The sequence below is a fragment of the Mycolicibacterium smegmatis genome (assembly GCF_001457595.1).
Taxonomy (GTDB): Bacteria; Actinomycetota; Actinomycetes; order Mycobacteriales; family Mycobacteriaceae; genus Mycobacterium; species Mycobacterium smegmatis.
This window is the reverse complement of record NZ_LN831039.1, coordinates 3,858,391-3,875,081: the sequence shown is the minus strand read 5'-3', so window position 1 is coordinate 3,875,081 and position 16,691 is coordinate 3,858,391. Positions and strand designations below refer to the sequence as shown.

General features: G+C 65.4%; 18 protein-coding genes. 15 read left to right on the top strand and 3 right to left on the bottom strand.

Features of this window, described 5'->3' with window-relative positions; genetic code table 11:
* Positions 1 to 57 precede the first annotated feature (57 nt).
* From AT701_RS36180 to AT701_RS18595, 11 genes are all read left to right on the top strand, one after another.
* Positions 58 to 132 carry a hypothetical protein gene (locus tag AT701_RS36180; RefSeq protein WP_488609625.1) on the top strand — a complete coding sequence of 25 codons (75 nt, stop codon included), beginning with the start codon at positions 58 to 60 and terminating at the stop codon, positions 130 to 132.
* 196 nt (positions 133 to 328) lie between these two features.
* On the top strand, positions 329 to 1,717 hold the full coding sequence (locus tag AT701_RS18645; RefSeq protein WP_011729292.1) for a DNA-binding protein: 1,389 nt from the start codon (positions 329 to 331) through the stop codon (positions 1,715 to 1,717).
* Positions 1,718 to 1,732: 15 nt separating this feature from the next.
* Positions 1,733 to 3,967 (top strand): catalase/peroxidase HPI, encoded by a 2,235-nt coding sequence (katG, locus tag AT701_RS18640; protein WP_174519599.1) that lies wholly within the window; start codon positions 1,733 to 1,735, stop codon positions 3,965 to 3,967.
* A gap of 415 nt (positions 3,968 to 4,382) precedes the next feature.
* Positions 4,383 to 4,853 (top strand): MSMEG_3727 family PQQ-associated protein, encoded by a 471-nt coding sequence (locus AT701_RS18635; RefSeq protein ID WP_003895175.1) that lies wholly within the window; start codon positions 4,383 to 4,385, stop codon positions 4,851 to 4,853.
* Positions 4,854 to 4,866: 13 nt separating this feature from the next.
* On the top strand, positions 4,867 to 6,552 hold the full coding sequence (locus AT701_RS18630) for a PQQ-dependent methanol/ethanol family dehydrogenase (RefSeq protein ID WP_003895174.1): 1,686 nt from the start codon (positions 4,867 to 4,869) through the stop codon (positions 6,550 to 6,552).
* A gap of 49 nt (positions 6,553 to 6,601) precedes the next feature.
* Positions 6,602 to 6,715, top strand: coding sequence for a pyrroloquinoline quinone precursor peptide PqqA (pqqA, locus tag AT701_RS18625; protein ID WP_003895173.1), 114 nt, complete (start codon positions 6,602 to 6,604; stop codon positions 6,713 to 6,715).
* 81 nt (positions 6,716 to 6,796) lie between these two features.
* The gene (pqqB, locus tag AT701_RS18620) at positions 6,797 to 7,699 is read left to right on the top strand and encodes a pyrroloquinoline quinone biosynthesis protein PqqB (RefSeq protein WP_011729289.1); all 903 of its coding nucleotides are present in this window, start codon (positions 6,797 to 6,799) and stop codon (positions 7,697 to 7,699) included.
* Between the two features lie 9 nt (positions 7,700 to 7,708).
* On the top strand, positions 7,709 to 8,425 hold the full coding sequence (pqqC, locus tag AT701_RS18615) for a pyrroloquinoline-quinone synthase PqqC (RefSeq protein ID WP_011729288.1): 717 nt from the start codon (positions 7,709 to 7,711) through the stop codon (positions 8,423 to 8,425).
* Positions 8,412 to 8,690: a pyrroloquinoline quinone biosynthesis peptide chaperone PqqD gene (gene pqqD, locus AT701_RS18610; protein WP_011729287.1), complete on the top strand. Its 279-nt coding sequence runs from the start codon at positions 8,412 to 8,414 to the stop codon at positions 8,688 to 8,690. Before pqqC ends, pqqD begins: the two co-directional genes overlap by 14 nt.
* 10 nt (positions 8,691 to 8,700) lie before the next feature.
* Positions 8,701 to 9,813 (top strand): pyrroloquinoline quinone biosynthesis protein PqqE, encoded by a 1,113-nt coding sequence (gene pqqE, locus AT701_RS18605; protein ID WP_233032024.1) that lies wholly within the window; start codon positions 8,701 to 8,703, stop codon positions 9,811 to 9,813.
* A gap of 214 nt (positions 9,814 to 10,027) precedes the next feature.
* On the top strand, positions 10,028 to 11,197 hold the full coding sequence (locus AT701_RS18595; protein ID WP_011729285.1) for a sodium:calcium antiporter: 1,170 nt from the start codon (positions 10,028 to 10,030) through the stop codon (positions 11,195 to 11,197).
* A gap of 34 nt (positions 11,198 to 11,231) precedes the next feature.
* Here the strand turns inward: AT701_RS18595 and AT701_RS18590 are convergent, their stop codons facing one another.
* The 3 genes from AT701_RS18590 to AT701_RS35945 form a co-directional block, all read right to left on the bottom strand.
* The gene (locus tag AT701_RS18590; protein ID WP_003895166.1) at positions 11,232 to 11,669 is read right to left on the bottom strand and encodes a YkvA family protein; all 438 of its coding nucleotides are present in this window, start codon (positions 11,667 to 11,669) and stop codon (positions 11,232 to 11,234) included.
* Positions 11,670 to 11,832: 163 nt separating this feature from the next.
* Positions 11,833 to 12,378 (bottom strand): SDR family NAD(P)-dependent oxidoreductase, encoded by a 546-nt coding sequence (locus AT701_RS35420; RefSeq protein ID WP_167316262.1) that lies wholly within the window; start codon positions 12,376 to 12,378, stop codon positions 11,833 to 11,835.
* On the bottom strand, positions 12,359 to 12,568 hold the full coding sequence (locus AT701_RS35945; RefSeq protein ID WP_252461880.1) for an SDR family NAD(P)-dependent oxidoreductase: 210 nt from the start codon (positions 12,566 to 12,568) through the stop codon (positions 12,359 to 12,361). The genes AT701_RS35420 and AT701_RS35945 overlap by 20 nt, the downstream gene beginning before the upstream one ends.
* 733 nt (positions 12,569 to 13,301) lie before the next feature.
* Between AT701_RS35945 and AT701_RS18575 the strand changes: the two genes are divergently transcribed.
* The 4 genes from AT701_RS18575 (at position 13,302) to AT701_RS18560 (ending at position 16,645) form a co-directional block, all read left to right on the top strand.
* A complete protein-coding gene (locus AT701_RS18575) occupies positions 13,302 to 14,360 on the top strand; it encodes a DNA polymerase III subunit beta family protein (protein ID WP_058126385.1) in 1,059 nt (352 codons plus the stop codon).
* 69 nt (positions 14,361 to 14,429) lie between these two features.
* Positions 14,430 to 14,939, top strand: a complete 510-nt coding sequence (locus AT701_RS18570) for a hypothetical protein (protein ID WP_058126384.1) — start codon at positions 14,430 to 14,432, stop codon at positions 14,937 to 14,939.
* Complete coding sequence (locus AT701_RS18565) at positions 14,936 to 15,940, top strand: IS481 family transposase (protein ID WP_058126383.1); 1,005 nt, start codon at positions 14,936 to 14,938, stop codon at positions 15,938 to 15,940. The genes AT701_RS18570 and AT701_RS18565 overlap by 4 nt, the downstream gene beginning before the upstream one ends.
* Before the next feature lie 108 nt (positions 15,941 to 16,048).
* Positions 16,049 to 16,645: a sigma-70 family RNA polymerase sigma factor gene (locus AT701_RS18560; protein ID WP_223495642.1), complete on the top strand. Its 597-nt coding sequence runs from the start codon at positions 16,049 to 16,051 to the stop codon at positions 16,643 to 16,645.
* Positions 16,646 to 16,691: the final 46 nt, after the last annotated feature.

Sequence of the window (16,691 nt, the reverse complement as noted above, 5' to 3'; positions counted from 1 at the left end):
GCCGGATATCCGCGGCTTTTCGCCGCCCTCGCCGACCGCGGTTGGTCCAGGGCAGATTTGGCAAAACTCGCCGGCGAGAACATCATCCGCGTGCTCAGAGCGGCCGAGGACGTCGCCGATCCAGCCGGCTAACACCGTGCCGAATTATCTGAAAAAGAGAGGAATTCGCCTCGTGCACTTTGTCCAAATCGTTCACAGATAAACGCAATTGAGAAGGTATATGATCCAGCTCACATAATTCTTTCGCTCAGTGGGGCATTTCCAGACTGCTCACACATGCACCCGCTGCTCAGTAAAAAACCGTCCAAGCGGTAAAGGGTGGACCCGGATGACAAGTGCACAGGTCGAATCGCAACCTCGCTCCACGACCCACACTGCGCTGTACGACGCGTGGGAACGGTTCGTGCACGGGGACGATGACGTCCGCGGGGTGCGACCGGAGGTGGCGATCTCCTGGCAACGATGTCGGGATCAGTACCGCGTCGACCCGTTCATGTCCGAGGCGCCGGTGGCGGTCACCGAGGTCGAGCATTCACTCGAACACGACGTCGTGTTCGCCGAACTGGGTTTCTGTGCCGCAGCCATGGTCCACGAGGTGTCCAAATTCGGCATCGTGGTCATCGCCGATGCCACCGGCCGCGTCCTCGCCGAGTGGGGCGACAAGGCCACGCTTTCCGTCGCGGCAGGGTCAGGCCTCGCGCCGTGGTTCTGCTGGTCGGAGAGCGCAGTGGGCACCAATGGCATCGGTACCGCCCTCGGAACGCGAAACCCGCTGGTGATCACACGTGAAGAACACTGGTGCGAGGCCTTCCACGACTGGACCTGCGCAGCTGTCGCGGTGCGGGACGTGGTGAGCAAGGAACCCATCGCGAGCCTGAACATCTCGAGCCTGCGCAAAGACATGCCTGCCGCCGCGAGCACGTGGCTGGCCAACGCCGCCGCGCACACCGCGAGCAAACTGCGCAACTGTGCTCGCGACGGTGGCGCCGAACTGCTCGCGGCCTATAGCCATGCCCGGGCACGGTCGAGCGATGCCCTGGCCGCTGTCGACACTGCGGGCAAGGTGGTGATCGCCGACGCCGTGGCGAGCGTGCCACTCGGCGTCCCGAGCAACACCCCGGCGGTCGACCCGGCAGTGCGCTGGAATCCGACACTTCCGGCGTTCATCGATGCCATCCGGTTCGCGACCAAACGGGCCAGTCACAACCCCGACTGGACCGGCACCACACAGATTTTCACCCATCTCGCCGACGAACCGTCGCCCATCGGAATTCGCCCGGTCTTCCGCTCCGGAAATCTGGTCGGCCACCTGATCACCTTCGGCGTCGTCGACGGCGAGCAGGTACGGCAGGTCGAAACAGGCTTGTACGCCGTGGAACAACCCCGTCGAGTGGTCGGCGTCAGGGACAACCGGATGGTTCTTCTCCGGTTGCCGGAAGTCCTGTTCGCCGAAGCGGACGGCAATGAAGTGTGGCTCTCGACCGACCGGGGCAAGCTGCGGGCGGCCTCGTCAGGCCTCGACAAGCTCGACGAGGAGCTCACGCATGCCGGGTTCTTGCGGGTGCATCGACGACACATCGTGAACCTGAACAGGATTCGAGAGGTCGAGCGTCGGGACAAGGGCGAGCTGGTGCTGGTCATGGACGATCCCGAGAACACGATGGTTCCGGTGTCCAGGCGGAATGTACGCGCGGTGCGCAGCGCGCTCTGCATCTGAGATCGAGGAGGGCCGATGCCCGAGAGCCCAGACGCCTATGTCAACAGGACCTATGACCAGACGGTGGCGGTGCGACGATCGCTGAAGCGTCGAAATTCGCCTGCGGCAAGCGAAGATGGCCTCGGATGGCCACGTCGGCTCAACCTGAGAATTCTGGCTCAGCCCTGCCGCACGAGCAGCCCGTTGGGCGAGGACTTCGACTATGCAAAGGAGTTCCTGTCGCTGGATCTCGACGAGTTGGCCCGCGACGTCGACGAGGTGCTGACAACCTCGCAGGATTGGTGGCCCGCCGATTTCGGCCACTACGGACCGCTCGTGCTGCGGATGGCCTGGCACTTCGCAGGTACGTACCGCATCGGGGACGGCCGGGGCGGCGCCGGCGCGGGCATGCTGCGTTTCGCGCCGCTCAACAGTTTCCCGGACAACCGCAACCTGGACAAGGCGCGCAGGCTGCTGTGGCCGGTGAAAAAGAAGTACGGGCGCAAGATTTCCTGGTCCGATCTGATGATCTTCGCCGGCAACCGGGCGCTGGAGTCGATGGGCTGCAGGACATTCGGATTCGCCGGTGGGCGAGAAGACGCGTGGGAAGCCGACGAGACGTACTGGGGTCCGGAGAGCACGTGGCTTGCCGACGAACGACACAGCGGCGTCCGGGATCTGGACCAACCGCTGGCGGCCTCCGAGATGGGGCTGATCTACGTCGACCCCCAGGGGCCGGCCACGTTGCCCGACCCGCTGGCATCCGCGCGCGACATCCGAGAGACGTTCCGCCGGATGGGGATGAACGATGAGGAGACCGTCGCACTGATCGCAGGCGGACACACGTTCGGCAAGTCGCACGGACCGACCGACCCGAGCCGCTGCCTCGGCCCCGAACCCGAAGGCGCACCGTTGGAGGCGCTGGGCCTGGGCTGGGTCAACAGCTTCGGCACCGGCAACGGAGCCGACACCGTCACCAGCGGGCTCGACGGGATCTGGACGGCCACACCGACGAAGTGGGACATGAGCTTCCTCACCACGTTGTTCGCCTACGAGTGGGATGTGGCGCTGAGTCCCGCCGGGATGTGGCAGTGGGTCCCGCGCAACGGTGCCGGGGCGGGCACGGTCCCCGACCCCTACGACCCGTCGAGAACCCATGCCCCGACGATGCTCACCACAGACCTTGCCTTGCAGGAAGATCCGCGGTACCGGGTGATCGCACTACGTTTCCTGGAGAACCCGGACGAGTTCGCGGACACTTTCGCACGGGCCTGGTTCAAGCTCACGCACATCGATATGGGCCCCATCCAGCGCTACCTCGGGCCACTCGTACCGACCGAACGAATGATCTGGCAGGACCCGGTGCCGCACGTCGATCACGAACTCGCGGACGCCGACGACGTCGCCGCACTCAAGCGTGAGATCCTCGGTTCGGGACTGTCGGTATCGCAACTCGTCACCACGGCGTGGGCCTCGGCTTCGACGTTCCGGAACAGTGACAAGCGCGGCGGCGCGAACGGCGCGCGAATCCGTCTCGAACCGCAGCGGAGCTGGGCGGTCAACGAGCCGGAGAAGCTGGCGATCGTCCTGGACCGACTGGAGCGGATTCGCCGACGGTTCAACGATTCCCATCGCGGGGGCAAACAGATCTCCGCTGCCGATCTGATCATGCTCGGCGGCTGCGCGGCGGTCGAACATGCCGCCGCCGAAGCCGGTCACCCCATCGAGGTCCCCTGCCGGCTGGGGCGTACGGACGCACCACAGGAGTGGACCGACATCGAGTGGTTCTCCGCACTCGAACCCACCGCGGACGCATTCCGCAACTACGTCGGCGAGGGCAACCGACCACCTCCGGAGCATCTGCTCGTCGACCGTGCGAGCCAGTTGACCCTGACTGCGCCGCAGATGACGGTACTGCTCGGCGGTTTGCGTGTGCTCGGCGCCAACCACGGCGGATCCCCGCTGGGTGTGTTCACCGCATCGCCGGGCGCGCTGAGCAACGACTTCTTCGTCAACCTGCTCGACGTGAACATCGAGTGGACACCGAGGGCGGACACCGCCGACTGGACGGCGGCATACGAGGGTCGCGACCGGCGCACCGGCGAGGTCACGTGGATCGCGAGCCGGGTCGACCTGTCCTTCGCGTCAGACCCCGTGCTACGCGCAATCTCCGAGGTGTACGCGAGCGCGGACGCTGAGGAGAAGTTCGTCCGTGACTTCGTCTCCGCGTGGGACAAGGTGATGAACCTGGACCTGTTCGACCGAACCTGATTCGGCGATCGCCGCCCCGGGCCCGCCACGCGCGCGCGGCGGTCAACGATGGTGCGTACGTGTGACTTTCACAGCGAACGGGAAGGTCCTGCCTGTCGCCGATGCGTACTTTCGACGGGCCGCCGGTCTCGTCCGCGTGATCGGAATCACTGCGAACGGTGCCTGGCGGCATGCGAACGGCACACTATGACCGCCCTGCGGTCTCACCTGTACCGAAGGGTTGACCGGACCTATCGTCTTCGTAGTTACATCTCGCACAGCGAGATGTAACCGGCCAAGCGGCGTCCGCGACTCTGAACGCTCATCCAACTCGTGTTCCGGATCGCCGAAATCAACGGAATGGAACGGGAATGCGGTCCGCCGCACTTTTCACTCGACAAACAACGAAGTTTCACCGACGAGAAGGTGAGGTCCTATGACGGTCACAGATCAGCCAGATCAGCGATCCGACCTACTGCGCGAACTCGGCTTGGACAAGCAGAATCACGCAGCGCTCGGCCGGGTCCTGGGCACTGGTTCCATCGCCACCGCGACCGAACGGGCCGATGGCACGATGGAGGCGACGATCCGGATCAAAGAGGACGAGATCGCCTGGGATCCGGCGATTCTGGTGATGCCGCACGGCGGTTTCATCGAGCTGACGGTCATCAACGACGACAAGAACACACACGCGGCGCTGTTCCCGAGCAACGGGGACAGGAAGTTCCTCTGGCTCCTCAACCACTCGAAGGGCAAGGCGGTCCTGCACCTCGACGGCCCGGGTTACTACTGGTACAGCTCGCCGGGCGGCAACGACGAAGGCCGGGGTCTGACCGCCGCGATCGTCGTTCTCGGCGAAGTGCCACCGGAGGCCCGTCTCGACCGTCCCGATCAGCCGCGACCCTAGGAAGGGAACAAGAATGACCGTTGAATACGTCGACGCCGGCGAAGCGATCAATCAGTCGGCGCTGAGCCCCATTCCGGGAACCGCGCCCGCGGTGACAACCGATGTCGACTACAACCGCCTCCTCAATGCGCGGGCGGAGTCGCACAACTGGCTCACCTATTACGGGGCCTATGACGGCAAGCGGTACAGCCTCCTTGACCAGATCAACACCGAGAACGTCAAGCGCATCGGTCCGGCGTGGGTGTTCCAGGCAGGGGCCTCCGGGCACATGGCGGGGGCGTCGACCTATGCGTTCGAGGCGTGCCCGCTGGTCGTGGACGGCGTCATGTACGTCACCGGGTGGGACGGCTGGTTCTGGGCGCTGGACGCGAAAACGGGCCAGCAGCTCTGGCGCTACAAGCACGCAGTGCCCTTCGACGTGTCGCTGTGCTGCGGGAACGTCAACCGTGGCTGCGCGGTGGCCGACGGCAAGGTCTTCTTCGTGACACCCAACGCCCACCTGCTCGCGCTGGACGCCAGCAACGGAGAGATGGTCTGGGAGAAGACGATCGGCGACGTACGGGCCGGTGAGAGCGCCTCCCTGGCTCCGCTGGTGGTCAAGAACACGCTGATCACCGGCAGCGCCGGTGGCGAGTTCGGCGTGCGTGGACACATCGACTGCTGGGACCTCAAGACCGGCGAGCACCTGTGGCGCACCTACACCGTTCCCAAGCCGGGGGAGCCGGGCTCGGAGACCTGGCCTGCCGACGGCGAGGCCTGGCAGCGTGGTGGTGCCAACCACTGGGTGACCGGGACGTACGACCCCGAGCTGAACCTGTACTACGCCGGCACCGGTAACCCGGCGCCCGACTTCGACGGTGCAGTGCGCGAGGGCGACAACCTCTACACCGACTCCGTCGTCGCGCTCGACGTCGACACCGGAGAAATCAAGTGGCACTACCAGTTCACCCCGCACGACCTGTGGGACTACGACTCCACGATGGAGATGACGCTCTTCGAGCGGGACGGCAAGAAGCTGCTCGGCCACTTCGACAAGAACGGCTACTTCTTCGTGCTGGACCGCACCAACGGGGAACTGCAGCACGTCACCCCGTTCGTGGATCGGATCGACTGGGGTGTCATCACCCGCGACGGCAAGGTGACGCCGCGCAAGTATCCCGACAAGGAGGGTGAGCCCGTCCACTTCTACCCGGGACCGGCCGGGGCGAAGGAATGGACGCACGCGGCGTACAGCCCGAAGACGGACATGTTCTACGTTCCCGTCGCCGACGTGGGCGCCACGGCCACCCGCCGTCGACGCGAGTTCCGGGAGGGTATCCCGTACTGGGGTGCTGCCGTTCAGGTGGACATCGACGACATGGCGGGCTCGGTGAGCGCGTTCGACTCCCACGGTGAGGAGAAGTGGCGCTGGCGTCTCGACTACCCGATGGCCGCATCGGTTCTCGCCACCGCGGGAGACCTGGTGTTCGCAGGCACCCCGACCGGCGAGTTCGCCGCACTGGATGCCAACACCGGCGAGAAGTTGTGGGAATTCAACTGTGGCAGTGGGCATCACGGAAGTTGTTCGACCTACAGTGTCGACGGCAAGCAGTACGTCGTCGTACCGGTCGGCTGGGGCGGCTGGCTCGAGGGCATCCTCCCCGGGATGCTCGGCGCGGGCCACGGCAGCGCGTTGATCGCCTTCACACTGCCCGACTGAACTGTCCGCCACGCATCCGCATAACCCGAGAGAAGGAAGAGAGAACAGCATGGAGAAGAAGTCCGCAGGCGCCCTGCAGAAGTGGGAGCGTCCCACGTTCGCCGAGATCCGGGTTTCCGCCGAGGTGACCGCATACGTGGCCGTCCTGGACGGCGACGACTAGTCGCCTCACCGCGAGGGCGTCGGGCCGGGTCGGGTCGGCCCGGCGCCCCGCCGTGTATTCCTACGAAGGAAGTGATCGCTTGTGTGGGTGAGGGTGCTCGGATCGGCAGCGGGCGGCGGGTTTCCGCAGTGGAACTGCGGGTGTCCCCAGTGCCGTGCGGTGCGGACCGGCGCACGACCCTGCGTGGCACGCTCACAGTCGTCGATCGCGGTGAGTGCTGATCGGAAACAGTGGTTTTTGTTCAACGCCTCGCCGGACATCCAATCCCAGATCGAGGCTTTCCCGGATCTGCACCCCGACGAAGGCAGAGTGGTCCGGCTTCAGGCTGTGCTGCTCACCGACGCCGAACTCGACCACACCCTCGGACTGCTGCTGATGCGGGAAGGGCGTGGTCTCGAAGTCCACGCGACCGAGTCGGTGCACGAAACCCTCACCACAGGGACCGGGGTACTCAGGACACTGGAGGCGTACTGCCCGGTCAAGTGGCAGCCGGTGGTGCCCGGGGTCGAGGTCCCGCTCGACGACGGATCACACGGGTTGTCGTACCGCGCGTTCGACGTACCCACCGACAAGTCCATGCGATTCCCGGGAGCCGCGACACATGGCCGGGTGGTGGGCTACCGACTCACCGACGCAGGTAGTGGCCGCAGCCTGGTGTACCTGCCGTGCGTGCAACGGCTGACCCCGGAGGTCCTCGAGGAACTGGCCGACTGCTCGGGCCTGCTGATCGACGGCACCTGCTGGCGCGACGACGAGATGCCCCGGCTCGGCCTGGCAGGCAAGACATCACGCGAGATGGGACATGTCCCGATCGCCGGTGCCGGCGGCAGCCTCGAGCTGCTGGCATCGCTGCCGATCGACCGCAAGGTCTACATCCACATCAACAACACCAACCCCGTCCTGCTCGAGGACTCCCCGGAGCGGCGGATTCTCGACCGCCACGGCATCGAGGTCGCCGCTGACGGGCTCGAGCTGGAGATCTGAGGAGCAACCATGGCACCGCTGGCGCGAGGAGCAGTAACCCAGGCACTGACGCCCGACGAGTTCGAGGAAGCGCTTCGCGAGCACGTCAAGGATTACCACCACCTGCATCCCTTCCACCGTCGGATGAACACCGGGCAGTGCAGCCCCGAGGAGATCCGCGGGTGGGTGGCCAACCGCTTCTACTACCAGGTGAACATCCCCCGGAAAGACGCAGCGATCCTCAGCACCTGCCCGGACCGTGAGATACGGCGCCGTTGGGTCCAGCGAATCATCGACCACGACGGCACGACCGAAGGAACCGGGGGAATCGAGGCGTGGCTGCGACTGGCCGAAGCGGTCGGTTTGACCAGGGCGGAGGTCGAAGACGCACGACACCTGCTGCCGGGCGTGCGCTTCGCCGTCGACGCCTACGTGAACTTCACCCGCACCCGGCCATGGCTGGAGGCGGTGGCCTCGTCGCTGACCGAGCTGTTCGCACCCGACCTGATGGCCGAGCGGCTCGCGGCGTTCGAACGTCACTACACCTGGATCGACCCGAAAGAACTCTCTTACTTCAGATCTCGCATCACCCAGGCGCCCCGCGACTCCGAACACGGTCTTGAGGTGGTGCGACGGCATTGCGTCACGCAGGAAACCCAGACGGCCGCGCTGTCGGCCTTGTCCTTCAAGTGCGACGTGCTGTGGAGCATGCTCGATGCGATCGACCAGGCTTATGGAAATCGCTGACGACGCCGCCCGGCCGCGGCTGGCTCCCCACGTCCGGATGAGGTTCGACGCCGCGCGCGGGCAGTACGCCCTGCTCTCGCCGGAGACGATCTGGGTGCTCAACGACACCGGCGTGGCGATCGTGGAGCTGTGTGACGCCCGGCGGACCATCGCGGAGATCCAGGTCGAGCTCGGCAGTCGCTACGACGAGATCGCCGAGGGCGACGTCCGACGCTTCGTCGCCGACCTCGTCGCCAAACACGGGATGGAGATCGATCATGGATAGGCCGTATGCGTTGCTCGCCGAGCTCACCTATGCCTGTCCGCTGCACTGCCCCTACTGCTCCAATCCCGTTGCGCTGCAGAACTATCGCGACGAGCTGTCCACCGTGGAATGGCAAAGGGTGTTCGCCGAGGCCGCCGAGCTGGGCGTACTTCAGGTACACCTTTCGGGCGGCGAGCCCATGCAGCGCCACGACATCGTCGACCTCGTGCGGTGTGCCAACGGGCTCGGCATGTACACCAATCTGATCACCAGCGGGCTCGGCTTCTCGACCCGTCGCGCCGAGCAGCTGCGCGACGCGGGGCTCGACCATGTCCAGGTCAGCATTCAGGCCGATCAGCCAGAGGTGTCCGACCGGATAGCCGGCACCGCCTCGTTCGAGCGCAAACACGACGTCGCGCGGCTGGTGAAGAAGCTGGGTTGGCCGCTCACGCTGAACGTGGTGCTGCACCGGCAGAACATCGATCGGATCGGCGCCATCCTCGACATGGCAGCCGTGATGGAGGCCGACCGGATCGAGCTGGCCAACACGCAGTACTACGGCTGGGCGGGGCGCAACCGCGCCGAATTGCTGCCCAGCAGAGACCAATTGGAGCGCGCGCAGACGGTGGTGCGGGCGGCTCGAGGCCGGCTCGGGAACCGGATGGAGATCATCTACGTCATCCCCGACTACTACGAGAAGTATCCCAAACCCTGCATGGCCGGCTGGGCACGCCGCCAGTTCACCGTGGTGCCGAACGGCGAAGCCCTGCCGTGCCCAGCGGCCCACGAGTTGGCGCGCGGCCTGAGCCTGCCCGGTACCAACGTACGTAGGCATTCACTGGAGTGGATCTGGATGCAGTCGCCACTCTTCCGGCAGTTCCGCGGCGACGACTGGATGCCCGACCCGTGCCGCACCTGCGACCGTCGCGAGATCGACTTCGGCGGTTGTCGTTGCCAGGCTTTCGCGCTCACCGGCGACGCTGCCCGCACCGACCCCGTCTGTCATCTCTCCCCGGATCACGGGCTGGTCGAGACGGCGGTGGCGGCAGCCAACGACCCGACGCTGCCGCACGACGGTGTGATGATTCCCCGACCGAATCCCGGACGCACCCGGACGCAGCTGCCCCTGCAGGTACGACGGTGAACTCGGCCACCGATCAGCTTCGCGAATTGGACGACAACAGCGGGCGTCCGCCGTGCTACCACTGCGGCGAATCGTACAACTCCGTGGATGCCCACCGGCACACCGAGCCGGTCAGCTGCGACGTCTGCCCGCGCTGCCAGGGCATGCCTGCCTGCTACACGTGTCGAAACATGTACTGCGCCTGCGAAGTACACCAACACTGAGAGGTTTGCCGATGACGTCGATCATTGCCTTCACCGTCGGTGCGGCCCTGTTGATCTACAGCGCCGAGAAACTCATCACCTATCTGGTCGGAGCGGCGCGCGGCCTGGCGATATCGCTCTTTCTGCTCGCAATCCTGTTCACGGGCATCGAATTCGACGATCTGGCCTTCGGCGTGGTGCTCAACCTGGAGGGCAGCGAAGACATCGCGCTCGGAGTCATCTTCGGAACCGTCGTCTCGCTGACCGGCCTGGTGCTCGCGCTGGCCGCCATCCTCGCGCCCAGGCCGGTGGAGATCCCGAAGGACTACATCGCGCTGTTCGCCATCGCACCTCTCGTGTTGATCGTGCCTGCTTTGCTCGGCGGGTTGAGCCGGGTGACCGGGGTGGTGCTCATCGCGTTGTTCGTGGTGTTCATCGCCTACATCGCCTACCGCGAGTCCCGGCGGGCCGTGCCGACCTTCCGCAGTGCGGAGGTGCTGGAGGTGGTGGAAGCCGAGAACGCCGTGGAAGTGGCGCACAGTCGCGAACTCGTCGGCAGCGGCGCCAGGAACTCCGGTGGTGGTGGTCGGCCGGGCGGCGGCGGCAGTCTCTACGAGACCGGTGATGTGGCGAAGGCGAAGGCGAACAAGCGTCCTGGGTGGGCGTTGCTGCTGCTCGCGCTTGTCGCGTTGGTCGGCGTCGTGCTCGGTGCCTGGGTCATGGCCGAGGGCACCGAGGGCATCGTCGACGAATACGCGATCGGTGGCACGGTCTTCGGCGCGACGATCGCGACACTGGTGCTGTCCCTGGAGGACATCTTCCTGACCGTCGAGCCCTTCCGGCGGGGTGCGCCCGCGATCGGGGTCGGCAACGTCATCGGCAGTGTGGTGTTCTCGGTGACCGCGAAGGTCGGCATCATCGCCCTGCTGGGCGGTGCGCTGTTGATCACCCCGGAGGTCTTCAGCTGGCATCTGCCTGCGCTCATCGTGATCAACGGATTCGCGGCGTACGCGCTGTTCACCGGACACCTGCGCCGCTGGCACGGAGTGGTGCTGCTGGTGGGGTACGTCGCCTACTGGATCGTGAGTTTCTCGGTGTTCGGGCTCATTGCCGGCGACGACGACGCCTCGGGCGCCAACGACGGCGCACAACATCCGGGTATCGAGGCACCGGCCGTCCCTGGCGCCGCCGACGACGACTAGCTGAGCGGCCGGCCCGAAATGAACTGGGCGCGAGCTATTGTTCCGGAGATTCTCCGGGTTCGGGTGGACTCGGGATGCCGGCGAGACGGCGAACGGATTCGAGTCCTTCCGGGGTGCCCGGCCAGTGCTTGTCGAGGGCGCCGTACCCCGCGCGCCGGGCGACCGAGCGCAGCGCGACTGCAACGACGATGGCGTCATCCGCGTAGCCGAGAAAAGGGATGAAATCGGGCACGAGGTCGATCGGCAGGATCAGGTAGACCAGCAGCAGGAGCAGACGGACCCGGACACCGCGGGGCTGTTGCGGATCGGCGGCCAGGCGTCGCATCAAAACCACTGTGTCGGGCAGCAATCGCAGTGCATCGGTGACGCTGAGGTCCTTGGGGCGTGCCAGGGCCAGTGCGATCAGCAGCGCTGCCCACACGATGAGCAGGCCGACCGCGACCCCGATGAGTGTGCCCCAGAGGTGTGTCATCAGCCGAGTTCAACGATGCGGAGCATGTGGACATCGTATCGACTCATCCGGGATATCTCGTTGAGGGGCAATGGATATCTCTGGATATCTCTGCAACTGCTCGCTCATGTGATCAAGTGTCACCCGTGGCACCGCCGACCGTGCCCCCGAATTGCGAGTGACGCTACTGCGCCAGGTAACCCCCGTCGACGGGCAGCACGGCGCCGGTGATGAAGGACGCGTCGTCGGACGCGAGAAAGGCGATGGCGCTGGCGACTTCGTCAGGCTCACCGACGCGACCCATCGGGTGCATGGCCTCGACCGTCGCCAGGTATTCCGCGCCGCCCGGCTCTTCCTGCATCTGCCTGACCCGCTCGGTTCGAATCGTGCCCGGGGCGACGGCGTTGACCCTGATGCCCCGGTCGGCCCACTCGACCGCGAGGTGTTTTGCCAACCCGGTGGCGATGAATTTGGCAGGCCCGTAAGCCGCCTGCCGCTTCTGCCCGGCCAGACCGGAGATCGAGGACAAGCAGACGATGGCGCCGCCGCCGGTCGCCAACATCGCCTCGATCCCGAACTTGCACGTGAGGAACATGCCGCGCCCGTCGATGGCCATCACGTCGTCCCAGTCGGCGGTCGTCACCTCCTGCGCGTCGCCGAGTGGGATGATGCCGGCGTTGGCCACCAGCACATCGAGGCGGCCGAAACGCTCAGTTGCCGCCGCGATCATCCGGCGCGCATCGTCCTCGACCGAGACGTCGCCGATGATCGCCTCGACCTCCGGCCCCGGTGTCGCGCAGTTGGTCGGCGAACGTCAGCAGTGGCTCGCCTTGGATGTCGGTCACCGTCAACCGCGCGCCCTCGCGCGCGAAGAGCACAGCGCTCGCCCGGCCGATGCCGAACGCGGCGCCGGTGATCACCGCCGATTTTCCTGCAAGTCGTCCTGAACCTTGGGTCACGGCGCCCGTCCTGTTGTGTTCGCTGGTGCGTCTCTGCACCGCATCCCGCTCAGGGTTACATGACGAACGGATGCGACGTGGGTGAATTCAAGATCGCGGCCGTGCCGGCTCGAACGCTCTGAGCGGTCGGAAGAACGCCCGTACGTCCTCGGCGAGCGAGTCGGGCACCTCCCAGGCGGCGAAGTGGCCGCCGCGGGGGAGTTCCGTCCAATGAACGACGGTGAACGCGCGCTCCACCATTCGCGTGGCGGCATCGGAATCTCTGCGGGCAGGTTGGCGACGCCGGTAGGTGGTGTGTTCCGCCGGCCGGCGGCGAGGTGGACCGGGTGCTCACGGGACTCGCTGTAGAAGCGCATGGCGGAGTGCGCGGTCCCGGTCAGCCAGTAGACCATGATGTCGGTGATCATCTCGTCCTTGGTGAGCGCATCATCGGGCTCGCAGCGGTTGTCGGTCCAGGAGCGGAACTTCTCGACGTACCAGGCCGCGAGCCCGACCGTTGAGTCGCAATCGTCAATCAGGTTGCTGCAGGCCGTTTCTCGAGGGGCACGCTGCTCGACGGCGCAAACAGTGAGGGCACGTGCCGGAGCACGCGATAAATGCGGGAGCGGCAAGCCTAGCTGTTGCGGGGCAAGACGTTGTTGACGGATCGCGTCGCGGTTGACATTCAAGCTGGTTGAGGCCTGACGATGTTCGGGTGACCAACCCAGAGTTGATGTCGATCGGTGCGTTCGCCAAGCTCGCCGGACTGACCGCCAGCGCTTTGCGGTTCTACGACGATGCAGGTTTGCTTAATCCCGAGCAGGTCGACCGAATCACGGGATACCGGCTCTATAGCGAGGAGCAGCTGGACCGCGCCTTGCAGTTGCGTCAGCTGCGCGAGATCGGGATGTCGCTGCCCGCCATCGGCAGATTCTTCTCCGCCGGCACTCAGGAGGCGGCGCAAATGATCGACGATCACGTAGCCAAGGTTGCCGCCGAGGCAGCCGGGATGCAACGGGCTGCCGCGACGCTCAAGGCCTCCCTTGGCGAAGCGGCTCACCTCAATCTGTGCACGCTCTCGGGCCCGGTCCTCGCAGCAGCGATCGACCAGGTCGTGGCTACCACGACGCACAATGCCGACTTACCCATCCTGAATGGTGTACGCCTGGAATCGAATCCCGATACCATCTCGCTGACCGCGACCGATCGCTACCGCTTGGCCACGCGGACGCTGGTGCCCAGCCAACCCTCTGCCACATCCTGGGCGGGGACGCTCGCCGGAGACGATCTTCGGGCCGTAGCCTCGCGGCTCAGACGAAGCCCCGTCGTGACGCTGGAAGCAAACGAACAGACCCTGGGCCTGCGCATGGTCGACAGCACCGTCGCGCACTGTCGTCTGCTGACTGAGGCCTTTCCTGACTACAAGCTCATGTTCAGTTCGCTCCCCGCTGTGACACATCGCGTCACCGTCGAGAAGAAAGACCTGCTCAAGGCACTGGAGCAACAGGCTCCGGAGAGGATCGGCCTTCGAATAGCTGCCAGCCAGCCGAGCGTGGTGCTGCCTGACTGCGCGGTGGAACTCGACGGAAACGCATCCGGCCCCGACCTGACCGTCTGGTTCGAGCTGACCACGTTGTACCCGGCGATCAGCCACGCACTGGGCAGCGACTTGATGCTCGACCTCCGTGGCGCCGATCAACCGGCCACCATCCGATCAGCCGACGATGGCGACTTCACCGCCCTCGCCATGCCGTGCCTCAATTCTTTGTCATGACTGAACTTCGCTCAGCACGACGGCCCGAAAGCCCGTAACCCTCTAAACCGAAAGGACAGAACAACTCTCATGACGAGCAACGCCACTTCGCCTGACCCGACAATGGAAGCCATCACCACAGCAGTGGTCCTCGGCCGCGACGGCGATAAGGGGTCTGCACGACAAGAATTGCTCGCTATCTGGAAGCAGATTGGCGTAGCCGGCGACCCGTTCCATCGCTGCACTCTTGCCCACTACCTGGCTGATCTCTACGAAGACCCTGCGGCCGCGTTGATGTGGGACGTCCGCGCCCTTGATGCCGCCAACCTTCTCAGCGATGATCGAGCCCAGCAGTACCACGCAAGCCTTCACGTCGCCGGCTTCTACCCCAGTCTCTACGTCAATATCGCTGACAACCTCCGCCGCCTCGGTTCGTTCGACGCGGCCACCGAGCACATCGAGAACGCCGAGCATCACACCGCATCGCTCAACGACGATGCATACGGGTACATGATCCGAGCGGCGATCACCGAAGTGCGCCAAGCCATCGACAGCCGCGACACCGCGCGCCGTGCATCCGCGCCCAGTCCGACAAAGTGACCCACAAGAACGCGCCGCTGACGATCGAAGGTCGCCATCGGCTCATCGAGCGATGCCGCAACAGACCCATCGCCCACGTAGCCAAGGAAATGGGCATCTCTCGTGCCTGCGCGAGCAAGTGGGTCAATCGATGGCGACGCCACGGCGAACTCGGCCTACACGACCGTTCCTCCACGCCTCATCACAGCCCCACCGCAACGCCAGCGCACGTAGTCGCCCTGATCGAGACCAGTCGGCGTGAGAAAAAGTGGTCAGCCCAGCGGATTACACATGACCTGTCCGAGCAGGGCATCCAGCTCAACCGCCGTACCGTCACGCGGCACCTGGCACACCTCGGCCTCAATCACCGAAGGTTCCTCGACCCGAACGGTGAATCTAACCGCCAGCCGGGCCGGATCACCGCCCGCTGGCCCGGCCATATGATCCACCTCGACGTCAAGAAAGTTGGTCGCATCCCCGATGGCGGCGGATGGCGCATCCATGGCCGCGATAGCGCGCAGAACCGCGCGGCCGACCGCGCCAAGACCGCCGGCGCCAAGGCTGGCTATACCTACCTGCACTCGGCGATCGACGGATACTCCCGGCTTGCCTACACCGAGCCGCTCGCTGACGAGAAGGGCGCGACCGCGGCTACCTTTCTCGCCCGAGCGAAGGTCTGGTTCGCCGCCCACGGCATCATCCACATCCACCGAATCGTCACCGACAACGGAGCCTGCTACCGGTCCGGCGACTTCGCCCGAAGCATCGGCCAGCGGGCTCGGCACCAACGCACGAAGCCGTACACGCCTCGCCATAACGGGAAAGTGGAACGCTACCAACGCATCCTGGCGGAGGAACTGCTCTACGCTCGGGAGTTCACCAACGAAGACGCCCGCTCATCCGCAATAGCCATCTGGAACATCCATTACAACTACCACCGGCCGCACAGTGGATCCGGCGGCCAGCCACCAGTCTCTAGGCTCCGTGTAGGCGTCACCAACGTCGTGCCCTCCTACACCTAGCCACTTCCGCTAGGCACCTGCCGATGCGAGTGAGAGCGGATCGGGCGGAACCTCGAACGGACACACCCGCCGCCCGATCGGGGCCGCCCCGCACCGAGAGGATCCCCCGTGATCACTCCACTCGCCGAACCGACAGCATCGCCGCGCAACCCGACCCCATCACCACCGACCGATCCGGACCTCGTCGTCCGCTTCGAGCGCGAGACACTTCCGTTGCAGGGTCGCCTGTTCATCGGGGCGCTGCACCTGACCGGCACACGCCAGGATGCCGAAGATCTTCTTCAGGACACCATGTTGCGGGCGTTCGCCGGGTTCGGGACTTTTCGCGAGGGCACCAATCTCACGGCGTGGCTGCACCGGATCATGCACAACGCCTGGGTCGACAGCCATCGTCTCCGGTCACGCCGGCCTCCTGAGCTGCTCGTCGCGGACTTCTACCAGGAGGCACCGGCCGACTGCCGGACTCATCCGTGGCGCACCCCCGAGGCCGCCGTGCTGGAGTCCATTCCCGACGGACGGCTCACCGCGGCGATCCGGGCATTGCCCGAGACCTACCGGATGGCCATCTACTACGCGGACGTGGTGGGGCTGTCCTACAAGCAGGTCGCCGAGGCCACGGGCGTGTCGATCGGCACGGTGATGTCCCGCCTGCATCGAGGACGCCGCCGGGTACGCACTAGTCTTGCCGCGCCATCCAGCGAGTAGCAAAGCGCTGATCGGTGATGTCCAGCATCAACTCGTCGGAAATGAG